Here is a 13336-nt window from a genome sequence, read left to right as displayed (position 1 = left end):
ACCACCGATATGCTATAATGGATGTGATTTTATTAGAGGTGATGCTATGAAAGAAAAGTGGCAAATATGGAAGGAAAAAGCTGATTCCCTCCTTAATTTTATTACTCATAAAAAAACCGTCAAAGGTGCCAGGATTACGTATCAGGTTTTCTGGAACCTGTTTCTGCTTTTATTAACGGTTGTAATCCTTGGAGGGGCTTTTGCAACAGGTGTTGGCGCCGGTTATTTTGCCTCGCTCGTCAAGGATGAACCCGTGCGTTCATACGAAGGTATGAAAAAAGATATTTACAACTATACGGAAACATCGGACTTATATTTTGCTGATAATGTTTATCTTGGAAAACTACGGTCGGATCTGGTCCGTGATGAGGTCAAATTGAATCAGGTCTCCGATAACGTAATCAATGCTGTAATCGCTACGGAGGACGAATATTTTTACGAGCACAAAGGGGTCGTCCCAAAGGCCGTTTTTCGAGCCCTTTTTCAGGAAGTGACCAATTCTCCTATCCAATCGGGCGGAAGCACGCTAACACAGCAATTAATTAAAAACCAAATTCTAACCAATGAGGTTTCCTTCCAAAGAAAAGCAAATGAAATTTTGCTGGCCCTTCGTTTGGAGAAGTTTTTCGATAAAAAGGAAATTCTTGAAGCGTACTTAAATGTGGCGACTCTTGGCAGAAATTCATCAGGGCAGAACATTGCCGGTGTCCAGGCCGCAGCAAAAGGGATCTTTGGAAAAAATGCTAGTGAGCTTACACTGCCGGAGGCTGCTTTTATTGCCGGACTGCCGCAAAGTCCGTTTGGTTATACCCCATTTACCCGAGAAGGCACAGTGAAGAATAATCTGGAGCCGGGCATAACAAGAATGAAAACAGTTTTAAAAAGAATGTACGATGGCGGATACATTAATGAAAAGCAATACGCAGAAGCATCCGCCTATGACATCACAAAGGATTTTACTCCGTCAGTACCAAATCCGCTTGATAACTATCCTTGGTTGACATTTGAAATTGAGAAACGGGCCATTGATGTTCTGACAACGGGGTTGGCTAAGAAAGATGGCCATACCGAAAAAGATTTAAAACAAGATGAAAACCTTTATTACAAGTATAAGACGATGGCTAGCCATGACCTGCGGCAAAATGGCTATCAAATTCATACAACTATTAACAAAGATATATATGATGCCATGCAGGTGGTAAAAGATAACTACAAATATTACGGACCAGATAAACCGGAGGAAAAAGAAGACCCGGAAACCGGTGAAAAGAAAACCGTAATGGAACCTGTTGAGGTCGGTGCAGAACTGATTGAAAATAGTACCGGCAAAATAATCAGCTTTGTTGGCGGCAGAGATTATAATAAACAGCAGCTCAATCACGCTACCAGTGCAGTCCGCCAGAACGGTTCGACGATGAAGCCGCTGCTCGTTTACGGGCCGGCTATTGAACTCGGAAAAGCGGCGCCGGGAACCCCGCTTCCGGATGTCGAACTGAGACTAGATAAAAGCAAAAGTACACCATGGCCTCATAACTATGACAAAAGATATAGCGGGCTAGTATCAGCACGGTATGCTTTGGCCAAATCCTATAACGTGCCGGCAGTAAAGCTATACTCTGAAATCGTGGACCAGCGTCCAGCACAGTATCTGGAAAAGATGGGCTTTACCTCGCTAACAAAAGGGGACTACACGAACCTGGCTACCTCTATCGGGTCCTTGGATAACGGCGTGACTGTTGAAGAAAATACAAATGCCTTTAGTACCTTTGCCAATGGCGGGAAATTTATCGATGCTTACCTGATTGATAAAATTGTCGACAAGGACGGTAAAATTATCTATCAGCATGAAGTAAAACCTGTTGATGTCTTTAAACCTCAGACTGCATTCTTGACCATTGATATGATGCGGGATGTAATAAATATGGGTACAGCAGCAGGTGTAAAGAGCAAACTGAATTTCAGTGCTGATTGGGCAGGAAAAACCGGTACTGGTAACAATTATTTTGATTCGTGGTTTGTTGCCTTCAACCCGAATGTAACACTTGGAATTTGGACTGGATATGATACGCAGAAATCTTTAAAAACCAGCGGAATGTCTTACAGTCAGCGGACCAATAATCTTTGGGCTGAACTGATGAATGCGGCTTATAAAATTAAACCGGATTTAGTTGCTCCAAAAGAAAGCTTTCAAATGCCTGAAGGGATTGTTAAAACGTCGTATTGTGCCGTTTCCGGCCTGCTTCCGTCAGCGGCGTGTTCAAAGGCAGGTTTGGTTGAAAGTGATTATTTCAATGCCAAAGATGTTCCTACGAAAGTCGATGATAGTTTAATCGAAGGAAATTATGTAACGATCGGAGATAGTAAATATCTGGCTCTTGATTCCACACCAAAAGAGTTTACCCAGTATGGAACAATCTTAAACCCAGACTTTATCAACAGAATAGTAGGCAATGACTTTAAAAATATCAGCCAGCTTATTCCAAACAGGGGCAGATGGGACAATGTGCTTGTCTCAAGTGCTAAAATGGCCGATAACGGCAAGAAACCGGACGGTGTCACCTTGACCGCATCCGGCAATACCCTCACATGGAGCGCACCGGCAGACAATGATATCGTCGGCTATCGTGTCTATCAGGGTGGATTTTTTGGAGCGAAGATCGCAAGCATCAATAGCGGTTCCTCACTATCCTATAATGTTGGAAACGGAAGCTTCTATGTAACGGCAGTTGATATTGCAGGAAATGAATCCGCACCTTCAAATGTAGTGGAAGTAGGAGTTTTAACTCAACAATAACATTTAATGGGGGTCTCAAAATTAGATTTTGGGACTCCTGTTTTTTATTTCCAAATGCATTTTCAAAAAACATAAAAAAAGCCCCAGAATTGAAATTCTGGGGCTTTACAAATGCTAAATACAAATTAACGAGAGTAGAACTCGACGATAAGAGTTTCGTTAATTTCAGCAGGTAATTCAGAACGCTCTGGTAAGCGAGTGAAAGTACCTTCTAATTTGTCAGCATCGAAAGTTAAAAAATCAGGAACGAAGTTAGTTGCTTCGATTGCTTCTTTGATTACATCAAGGTTGCGAGATTTTTCGCGAACGCTGATTGTTTGACCAGCAGCTAAGCGGTATGATGGGATATCAACGCGTGCGCCATCAACTAAGATGTGGCCATGGTTAACTAATTGACGAGCCGCACGGCGAGTGCGTGCAAGACCTAAACGATAAACTACGTTATCAAGACGAGACTCAAGAAGAACCATGAAGTTTTCGCCATGAACGCCGCCTAATTTGCCAGCTCTGTCGAATAGGTTGCGGAATTGACGCTCATTAACACCGTACATATGACGAAGCTTTTGCTTCTCTTGTAACTGCAATCCATATTCAGAAAGCTTTTTGCGTTGGTTTGGACCATGTTGTCCAGGAGCGTAAGGACGCTTTTCTAATTCTTTACCTGTGCCGCTTAGAGAGATTCCAAGACGACGGGATAATTTCCAGCTTGGGCCGGTATATCGAGCCATGAATGACTCCTCCTTTAAGTTTTTATTTTGGTAAAATAAAAACCGTAACGAAACATCGATAACAGCCATTTTGTTTTCATGCACCATCGCCCTAGCAGCTAAGGGTTACGCGATGCACCTTCGCAAGAAGCTCTCGCGAGGAACAAAATGGAACAGCTAAAATCGTTTCATAGGCTGCAATATTTTACACAAAGAGTATTATATAATTTTTATTCGTGGTAAGTCAAGCTAATTTTTATTATAACACTGAAGTCATTCAGATAAGGTGATTTTAACAGACCAATCTTATTATACATAAAGCTATTCAAATTTTTGAAAGGTCATCCAAAAGTAAAGGATATATATTATCCTGGTGACCCGGAACATCCTGATTATTCCATAATGAAAAAGCAGATGAAACAAGCTGGCGGGCTGCTTTCCTTTTCACTTCATGGGACAAAGGAAACAGCGCAGCATTTTATGAATCAATTGGAACTAATTAAAATTGCGGTAAGTTTGGGAGACACGGAAACATTGATCCAGCATCCGGCGACAATGACTCACGCGGTCGTACCAGAAGAAGAACGGCTAAAAATGGGGATTGACAATACATTACTTCGGCTTTCCGTCGGTCTTGAAGCTTGGGAGGACTTAAAAGAGGATTTGGAACAAGCGCTTGATAAAATATAAAACTCGCCGTATGGCGAGTTTTCTTTATACGTGTTCGATTAGGATGGAGACGAATTCCTCAAGCTTTTCTTGGTCCAACTCATCAAAACGGTTTTTTTCCGGCGAATCAATATCTAGGACACCTATAACCTGATCACCTTTTACAAGTGGAATGACAATCTCTGACTGAGATGCAGCATCACAGGCGATATGGCCCGGGAATTGATGCACGTCTGCGACCCGAAGCGTTTCTGCTTTCTGGACTGCTGTCCCGCATACACCTTTTCCAACCGGAATACGGACGCAGGCAGGCAGGCCTTGAAATGGTCCAAGCACTAGCTCCCCGTCCTCCATCAAATAAAAGCCGACCCAATTAATCCGGTCTAAAAATTGGTTCAACAAGGAGGAAGCATTGCTCAAATTGGCAATTTGATTTTTTTCATCGTGGATGAGGGCATGCAATTGCTTCTTTACTAATTCATAATTTTCTTCACGAGTCCCTTTGTACATTTCGACGTTAAACATCCTTTTTCCCCCTGCTTTTTAAAGTTTTATAGTCTATTTTAGCAGATTGAAAAGAAAAAGAGCAGACTTTGTCGATTTTTTCATAGAGGAATCCTTATCTAGAAAAAGAACAATTATATTAGGGGATTTTGTGTTCGAAAGGGGGAAAAGGGATGAAGAAAAGTTCAAAGGATTCGGTCGTTGCAGCTGCTATTTTGTTGTTCAATTCCAAAGGCTACTCAGGTACGTCGATAAGGGATATCGCTGATGCCGCGAAAGTAAATACGGCCACCATTGCTTACTACTTTGGCAACAAAGAGGGGCTATTGGAATATTGTTTTACCTATTTTTTTGAACAGTACATCAATAAAATGGAAGCGGCTTTTGCCACCATTGAAAAAGGGGCAGCAATTTGTCTGAAGCGCGTGGTAGCGGACTTGCTCCATTATCAATGGGAAAACATTCAGCTTGCTAGCTTTGTGTACAGGGAAATGTCAATTGATTCGCAAATGGTAAGAGAAATCATGGCCACCTATTCCTTGAAGGAAAAGTACTATTTTCAAAAGATATTTGAAAGAGGCTTTGAGTGGAATGAATTTCGGCCGCATTCGATTCCTTATTTAATTATCCAGTTAAAGGGTCTTTTAATGATGCCGTTTATGAATACTCATTACATGAGAGAAGTGCTGTATGTTTTCCCAAATGAAAAGTTTTTCGAGCAAAAATATTTAAAGGACCTCTATCAATGGATTGACAAAACTCTTTGTTCCGATGTTCAAATAAAAAAAGAAGCGATTATAAAGTAGAGTTCAGGATTTGAATCAAAGCCCTCAGCTGAAAAGCTCCCTCAAAATGATCTAAAAAAAGGTAAAGCACTGGCTGTCATGATGAATTTATACAGCTGAGTGCTTTTTTTGATTTTCTTTTACAAAAAAATTGAAATTACTAGTCAAAAATTGTCGTATACATGGTATCATTAAGGCATCGAATTTAATCATTAACGGATTTTTTAAATAGATGAGAATGACAGCTGTTCGGAACAGGAGGCTTGCAAGTGAAATATATAATAGGGTTATTCATCCTTATCCTTGCGATATTTGTATTAGGATATCTAATAAAGAAAAAGCATTTTAAAGAAATGGACCATCTCGAGGCCTGGAAAATTGATTTGTTTAATAGACCAATCCCTGATGAAATGGCTAAAGTAAAACAGCTTAATATGACCGGACAAACAGAGGAGCTTTTTGAGCGCTGGCGGAATGAATGGGACGATATTGTGACTGTCAAGCTGCCGGATTTGGAAGAAATGCTGTTTGATGCAGAAGAATACATAGACCGCTATAGATTCAAAAAAGCAAAAGAGGCCCAAAGCAAAATCACGGAAAAATTACAAGAAACTGAAAATCAAGTTAATAAAATTATCGAAGAGCTTCATGAACTGGTCGGCAGTGAGGAAAAGAACCGTGTAGAAATTGAGGAATTAAAGGAACTGTATCGAGAGACAAAGAAAACCTTGCTCGCGCATCGCCATAGCTTTGGCAATTCCGAGAAGCATCTGGAAGCGGCGCTTACTGAGGTCATGGGGAAATTTCATGAATTCGATGAAAAAACTGAGCAAGGAAATTACTTGGAGGCACGTGAAGTCGTACTATTCATTCACGATAAACTAACTGGTATAAAGAATAATATGGATTTAATTCCGCAACTTTTAATTGAATGTCAGTCGCTGATTCCAAACCAGTTGGCCGAGGTAAGGTCTGGTTTACGGGAAATGATGGAACAGGGGTACTATTTAGAACATGTCCATGTGGAAACAGAAATAGAGCGTCTCGAGGAAAAAATCAGAGAAAATTTAGCTTTAGTTGAAAAAAGCGAAGTTGATCAGGCTCAGGATGGAAATAAAGAAATAAAACAGCGGGTCGATATTCTTTTGGACCTTTTAGAAAAAGAGGTACATGCCAAGCATTTTGTAAAGAAAAATGAACAGACTGCCAGCAGTCTGCTTGCTGAGGCGGAAGAAGTGAATAAATATCTCGCATCGGAAGTCCTTCATGTACAGGCTACCTACCAATTGGCTGATCAGGATTTGGAAACACTGAACAATTTGGAAAGAGAGCTTGAGGCTGTTTATAAACGCTATGAAATATTATCAGAGAAAATAAAGCAAAACCAAACAGCTCAGTCCATCATGGGTGAAGAGTTAAATGAAATAAAGGAACACTTAGACCTCATACGTGAGGAGCAGCAAACCTTTGCCTTTAAACTTCAAGCCCTTAGGAAGGACGAACTGGAAGCAAGAGACAAAGTCCAAGAATTGGCGAAAAAGGTTGGAGAAACCTTCCGCCTTGTTCAAAAACAAAATGTTCCAGGACTGCCTGAAGAATATCGGTATTTATTGGAGGATACGAACGAGAGCATCCAAAATGTCAGATACCAGCTCGAGGAAAAGCCACTTAATATAGCGGCACTAAATCAGTATTTAGAGATTGCTGTTCTATCAGTTGATAAATTGGTAAATACTACTTTGGAATTGATAGAAAATGTTACGCTTGCTGAGAAGGCAATCCAATACGGGAATCGATACCGGAGTCAGTATCCTTCTGTTGCAAATGGATTAAGGAATGCAGAAGAGGCTTTTCGCCGTTATGATTATCAAGAGGCGTTAGAGCAGGCTGCTGCTACGATCGAGGGGATCGACCCGGACGCATTAAAAAAAATAAAGACACCTGTAACCATTGATTAGGAAAAACCGATTGTCATATCGGTTTTTTTTCTTTGGCTAATAAGAAAGTATAAATTCAACTACGCTTCTGTCTACATCCTATCGGACTCGCCAATCAGCAATTTTTTATTTGCTTTTTCAAGATAATAATTTATGGTAAGATTTATTTCGGCAGAGGTGTTAAAGGAAGGTTGTAAACCATGATTTATTTTGATAATAGTGCAACAACTAAACCATATAAGGAAGTATTGAACTCATTTCTAACTGTTTCGAGTGAATATTTTGGGAATCCCTCTTCATTGCACGGTTTCGGGGGACAGGCAGAAAAGCTTCTTTCCCAGGCAAGAGAACAAACAGCCAAGCTCATTGGGGTTAAAACGAATGAATTATATTTTACCTCGGGTGGTACAGAGAGCAATAACCTTGCCATTAAAGGGGCAGCTTTAGGTAACCGAAACAGGGGGCGCCACCTGATTACATCAAGTGTGGAGCATCCATCTGTTCTAACTGTAATGGAGCAGCTTGAGCAGGAAGGCTTTGAAATAACCCGCCTCCCTGTTGATAAAGATGGGCGTGTATCTGCCGACGATGTAAAAAGCTCGATAAGAAAAGATACTATTTTGGTGTCTATCATGAAGGTCAATAATGAGGTTGGTACAATTCAGCCCATTAAGGAAATAGGGGACATGTTAAAAAGCTATCCATCCGTTATATTCCACGTTGATGCGGTTCAGGGAATTGGCAAGGTTCCTATAAACATATATGAAAGCAGGATAGATTTATTATCCATATCGGCTCATAAAATCCATGGATTAAAGGGGACAGGTGCCCTTTTTATTCGGGAAGGAGTCAGGATAGCACCGCTTTTTTTAGGAGGAAATCAGGAACGGAAAATCCGTAGTGGTACGGAAAATGTCGCCGGTGCAGTTGCAATGGCCAAAGCACTCAGGATGACACTGGATAAAAGTGCTGAAGCAATGGAGAGCATGGTTAAGCTTAAAAACCTGTTAAGAGATAAGTTAAATGAAATGGAACAGATTCAAATCAATACTCCGATAGAAAACTCAGCACCGCATATTTTAAATTTTTCTTTAAAAGGGATCAAATCAGAAGTGTTCATTCATGCACTTGAGCAGAAAAACATTTTTGTATCGACCACGAGTGCATGCTCTTCAAAAAAGAAGGCCCCTAGCAATACTTTGCTTCAAATGGGAGTGCCTGAAGACCTTGCTGAAAGTGCAATAAGAATCAGCCTTTCCTTTGACAATACAGAAGAAGAAGCAAGGAAGGCGATCTTAGCGATAGAGGAAACAGTAAAACATTTAGGAAGGGTAATGAATAAATGAATTATGACCGTATATTAATCCGCTACGGGGAAATATCTACAAAGGGAAGAAATCGCAATAAGTTTGTTGATAAACTTAGAAAAAGTGTGAGAATTGCCCTTACCCCGTTTCCAAATATCAAAATTGAAGCTAGCCGCGATCGGATGTATGTCCTATTAAATGGAGAAAACGGGATAGAAATCATCAAAAAATTAAAGAATATATTTGGGATTCAGTCCTTCAGCCCGGCCATAAAGGTCGAGAGGGAAATGGAGTCCATTAAAGAAGTGTCTTTAACATTAGTAAAGTCTCTCTATAAAGAGGGGAAAACTTTTAAGGTAACAGCCAAAAGATCAGATAAAACCTTTGATCTGAATACAGATGAAATTAATAATGCTATAGGCGGCCATTTATTAACAAACATACCCGGGATTAAGGTGGATGTTCGAAATCCCGATATTAATTTACGGGTAGAGGTACGTAAAGAGGCCGTTTATTTGTCCTGCGAAACGATAAAAGGAGCGGGTGGACTTCCTTCAGAATCAAGCGGTAAAGCCATGTTGATGCTTTCCGGAGGAATTGACAGCCCGGTAGCGGGATATATGGCAATGAAGCGTGGCCTGGAAATTGAAGCAGTTCATTTTTTCAGTCCGCCGTTTACTAGTGAACGTGCGAAAGAAAAAGTTATTGACCTTTCAAAGAAACTGGCCGAGATGGCAGGCGGCTCATTAAAGCTTCATATTGTGCCATTTACCGATGTTCAGCAGGCCATCCGCGAACAGGTGCCTGAAAATTATACGATGACTTCAACAAGAAGAATGATGCTCCGCATTACGGATGAAATCCGCATAAAACAAGAGGGGTTGGCCATTGTTACCGGCGAAAGCCTTGGCCAGGTTGCCAGCCAAACACTTGAGAGCATGTATGCGATTAATGAAGTGACAAATACACCGATTTTACGTCCCTTGATTTCAATGGACAAAACGGATATTATAAAAATCGCGAGTGAAATTGATACACTTGAAATTTCCAATCGGCCGTATGAAGATTGCTGCACTATTTTTGTGCCAGCATCACCGAAAACAAAGCCAAAAAGAGAAAAAGTGAATCAATACGAAAGTTATTTCGATTTTGACCCATTAATTCAAGAGGCTGTACAGGAAGTTGAAACGCTTTTAATAAAACCTGACAGTGAACCTCATTCGGAATTCAGTGAATTATTTTAAACGTATTTAAGTATATTTTGTGAACATTTACCAATTCTAATTTTGCATGAAGCGTTAGTGTTCTACACATTCTATACTCACAAGGAGGTGAGTATAGATGGCTAACAACAACTCTAACCAATTGGTAGTAAACGGTGCTCAACAAGCTCTTGATGCAATGAAATATGAAATTGCTCAAGAATTTGGCGTAAACCTTGGTGCAGACACTACTTCACGCGCTAACGGATCTGTTGGTGGTGAAATCACAAAACGTCTAGTTCAAATGGCTGAATCACAATTAGGCGGCGGATTTACTCGTTAATTAAAAAAGAATATGATGGCTACAGAGAGCGGGATTTTTTCTCGCTCTCTCTTTTTATTTTTCAGAAAAGGGCGTATAATTAGGACTAGGTAATAACATCAAATATAATACATTGTTACCAAGTGGAGGGGATATTAATGAAGCGGGAAGATTTAATTGCACCTGAAAAATACAATCTTGTTGCCGAGGTTGAGCAGTTTGCGAAGGACCCACACAAATTAGCCCTTAAATGGGAAAATGAATCAGGTGAAACAAAAGAAATTACATATGAAAATTTAATGAAGCAAGTAAATCAAGCCTGCAATGTCTTTGCCCAGAATGGGTTACAAAAAGGCGATGTAGTTCTTGTCATAGTCCCGCGGCTGATTGAGGCATACGTTGTCTATCTGGCTGCATTAAAAGCAGGTATGGTTGTAATCCCAAGCTCGGAAATGCTAAGGGAGAAGGACCTTCAGTACCGTATTACCCATGGTGATGTAAAAGCACTCATTAGCTATTATCCATATGTCGACCAATTTAAAGACATTGCAGAAGTACAAAAACTAGTCAAGTTCACAATCGGGGCCGACGTGGAAGGGTGGAAACGATTGGATGCTGAAATGAAAGAAGCATCAGATGAATTTCTTCTTGCGGAAACCAACCGTGATGACATGGCTTTCTTATCCTATACCTCTGGTACTACAGGCAACCCTAAAGGGGTTGTTCACACGCATGGATGGGCTTTTGCACACTTACGGACAGCAGCAGCCAAGTGGCTTTGCATTGAAGAAAGCGATACGGTTTGGGCGACTGCCGGCCCTGGGTGGCAAAAGTGGATTTGGAGTCCCTTCCTGTCGGTATTAGGGTCAGGGGCAACAGGATTCGTTTACAACGGCAAATTTGAGCCGCAAAAATATTTAAGCCTTCTTCAGAAATATGACGTCAATGTATTATGCTGTACACCAACCGAATATCGTTTAATGGCGAAGGTCGATAATTTAGCTGACTATCAGCTTCCAAATCTTCATAGTGCTGTATCAGCTGGCGAACCGCTAAATCGTGAGGTTATTGATACATTCCGTAAATATTTCCATTTGGATGTTCGAGATGGCTATGGTCAAACAGAAAATACATTGCTTGTTGGAGTTACAAAAGGTATGGAGTTGAAACCAGGTTCCATGGGCAAACCAACGCCTGGCAATCGCGTTGAAATCATTAATGAAGAAGGTCAAGTTTGCGGCGTTGGTGAAGTAGGCGATATTGCTGTACACGTCGAAACCCCTGCCCTGTTTAAAAACTACTATAAAGATCCTGAAAGAACAGCCATGCAATTCCGTGGTGATTATTATGTCACCGGAGATAAAGCGAAAATGGATGAAGACGGCTATTTCTGGTTTGAAGGACGAGGCGATGATATCATTATCAGCTCCGGCTATACGATTGGACCATTCGAAGTGGAGGATGCCCTTGTTAAGCACCCGTTTGTCAAAGAATGTGCGGTCGTGGCAAGTCCAGATGAAGTCCGTGGAAATATCGTTAAAGCCTTTGTTGTTCTAACAGAGAATGTGAACCAAGCTGATCCTGAATTGACAAAAACCCTTCAGGAGCATGTCAAAACGCTGACAGCGCCATATAAGTATCCAAGAAAAATAGAGTATATCCCAGAACTACCAAAGACCACTTCTGGAAAAATACGAAGAATCGAGCTGCGTCAAAAGGAATTGGAATCAGCCAAAAATCTATAAAATGGTTTCTTAAAGGCACACGGTAAACCGCGTGCCTTTAAGAATAGAATGAAAAATTTGTCAGGCAGAAAAATCCCTAATCATTGCTGTTTCAAGTTATAATAAGGAGTATTTCGAGAATAGAAAGAATTGGGGATGCGGAATTAATGAATAAGAATGAAACGCAGCAAGGGGTTATTTATGCCGCTGTTTCCTATTTGCTTTGGGGATTGCTGCCAATATATTGGAAACTTTTAGGGGATGTGCAAGCGGAAGAAATCCTTGCCAGCCGTGTTGTTTGGTCGTTTGTTTTAATGCTTTTAATACTTATTTTCACGAGGAAAATGGGACTATTTACAGAGACTTTAAGAGGCTTCGCGAAAAATAAAAAACAAATGTACGCATTAATATTGGCGTCCTTGTTAATAAGTGTAAACTGGTTTACTTACATTTGGGCGGTCAATAATGGCCATATGATTGAAACAAGCCTTGGATATTATATAAATCCACTGGTCAGTATTTTATTGGGAATGATTGTCCTGAAAGAAAAGCTATCATTTTATCAATATATATCCTTTGGGCTGGCAGCCATTGGCGTATTAATCATCAGCATTTCCCATGGCACATTCCCGTGGGTTGCCATTGTTTTGGCGCTGACGTTTGGATTATACGGGCTTGTAAAAAAGCTTGTTAACGTTGAATCATCCGTCGGATTGACTTTAGAGACACTAGTGGTTACACCGCTTGCAGTTATTTATATAGGATATTTGTTTATCAACGGGTCCATGGCGTTTTTGCATAAAGGAATTGGCACGGATTTGCTCTTAATAGGGGCAGGTGTCGCAACAGCAGTACCTCTTTTATATTTTGCAAAGGGAGCGCAAAAAATTCCATTATCATTACTTGGCTTTTTGCAATATATTGCACCGACACTCACCTTACTTTTAGGGATTTTTGTATATAATGAACATTTTTCAAAAGTGCAATTGCTATCCTTCATCTTCATTTGGTCAGCATTAACCATCTACTCCCTATCCAAAACAAAGCTACTACCGGGAAAACAGTTCAAATGGAGAAAAGAAAAAAGAGCAATATAAAAAAAAAGAGCGCCTGACTGTTTGAACTGCCCCCTGTCAAGTAGACAGTGGAAATAAAAAAACGATTTTAAGCGGCTTTAGCTCTGTATTCAAGGGGGCTAAGGCCGTTTAATCTTCTTTGTAATCTTTCATGATTATAAAAGTTTATGTAATCCTCAATGTCTTTTTTCAACTCTTCAAAAGTACTGTATTTATTTAGGTAATATTTTTCACATTTTAAGGTTCCCCAAAATGCCTCCATTGGTCCGTTATCAATACACCTTCCGACTCTCGACATACTTTGCACCA

The 13336-nt window shown here is 40.4% G+C and carries 11 protein-coding genes and 1 pseudogene; 9 read left to right on the top strand and 3 right to left on the bottom strand.

What is annotated here, in order from left to right:
* Positions 1–46 precede the first annotated feature (46 nt).
* Positions 47–2794, top strand: a complete 2748-nt coding sequence (locus KHB02_RS09605) for a transglycosylase domain-containing protein (RefSeq protein WP_213144591.1) — start codon at positions 47–49, stop codon at positions 2792–2794.
* A gap of 125 nt (positions 2795–2919) precedes the next feature.
* On the opposite strand, the gene rpsD is transcribed toward KHB02_RS09605, so the two are convergent.
* The gene (gene rpsD / locus KHB02_RS09600) at positions 2920–3522 is read right to left on the bottom strand and encodes a 30S ribosomal protein S4 (protein WP_213144592.1); all 603 of its coding nucleotides are present in this window, start codon (positions 3520–3522) and stop codon (positions 2920–2922) included.
* Between the two features lie 297 nt (positions 3523–3819).
* Here rpsD and KHB02_RS09595 point away from each other — a divergent pair.
* A pseudogene (locus KHB02_RS09595) lies at positions 3820–4191 on the top strand (PLP-dependent transferase); the annotation flags it as partial.
* A gap of 24 nt (positions 4192–4215) precedes the next feature.
* Here the strand turns inward: KHB02_RS09595 and KHB02_RS09590 are convergent.
* Positions 4216–4695 (bottom strand): GAF domain-containing protein, encoded by a 480-nt coding sequence (locus KHB02_RS09590; RefSeq protein ID WP_213144593.1) that lies wholly within the window; start codon positions 4693–4695, stop codon positions 4216–4218.
* A gap of 152 nt (positions 4696–4847) precedes the next feature.
* On the opposite strand from KHB02_RS09590, the gene refZ reads away from it, so the two are divergent.
* The 7 genes from refZ to rarD all read left to right on the top strand — a co-directional run bounded on the left by refZ (position 4848) and on the right by rarD (position 13048).
* The gene (gene refZ / locus KHB02_RS09585) at positions 4848–5480 is read left to right on the top strand and encodes a forespore capture DNA-binding protein RefZ (RefSeq protein ID WP_213144594.1); all 633 of its coding nucleotides are present in this window, start codon (positions 4848–4850) and stop codon (positions 5478–5480) included.
* A gap of 248 nt (positions 5481–5728) precedes the next feature.
* Positions 5729–7417, top strand: a complete 1689-nt coding sequence (gene ezrA, locus KHB02_RS09580; protein ID WP_213144595.1) for a septation ring formation regulator EzrA — start codon at positions 5729–5731, stop codon at positions 7415–7417.
* Positions 7418–7596: 179 nt separating this feature from the next.
* Positions 7597–8742 (top strand): cysteine desulfurase family protein, encoded by a 1146-nt coding sequence (locus KHB02_RS09575; RefSeq protein ID WP_213144596.1) that lies wholly within the window; start codon positions 7597–7599, stop codon positions 8740–8742.
* Positions 8739–9947, top strand: a complete 1209-nt coding sequence (gene thiI / locus KHB02_RS09570) for a tRNA uracil 4-sulfurtransferase ThiI (protein WP_213144597.1) — start codon at positions 8739–8741, stop codon at positions 9945–9947. Before KHB02_RS09575 ends, thiI begins: the two co-directional genes overlap by 4 nt.
* A 97-nt stretch (positions 9948–10044) precedes the next feature.
* Positions 10045–10248 carry an alpha/beta-type small acid-soluble spore protein gene (locus tag KHB02_RS09565; protein ID WP_213144598.1) on the top strand — a complete coding sequence of 68 codons (204 nt, stop codon included), beginning with the start codon at positions 10045–10047 and terminating at the stop codon, positions 10246–10248.
* 137 nt (positions 10249–10385) lie between these two features.
* Positions 10386–11972 carry an acyl-CoA synthetase MbcS gene (gene mbcS / locus KHB02_RS09560; protein WP_213144599.1) on the top strand — a complete coding sequence of 529 codons (1587 nt, stop codon included), beginning with the start codon at positions 10386–10388 and terminating at the stop codon, positions 11970–11972.
* 146 nt (positions 11973–12118) lie between these two features.
* A complete protein-coding gene (gene rarD / locus KHB02_RS09555; protein WP_213144600.1) occupies positions 12119–13048 on the top strand; it encodes an EamA family transporter RarD in 930 nt (309 codons plus the stop codon).
* Between the two features lie 67 nt (positions 13049–13115).
* On the opposite strand, the gene KHB02_RS09550 is transcribed toward rarD, so the two are convergent.
* Positions 13116–13336 (bottom strand): IS3 family transposase (locus KHB02_RS09550; RefSeq protein WP_241113795.1); only part of this gene is annotated, 221 nt, incomplete at its 5' end.

This window comes from Neobacillus citreus (genome assembly GCF_018343545.2).
Classification (GTDB): Bacteria; Bacillota; Bacilli; order Bacillales; family Cytobacillaceae; genus Neobacillus; species Neobacillus citreus.
The sequence above is the reverse complement of the archived record's forward strand: the minus strand, read 5'-3'. Positions and strand labels throughout refer to the sequence as shown.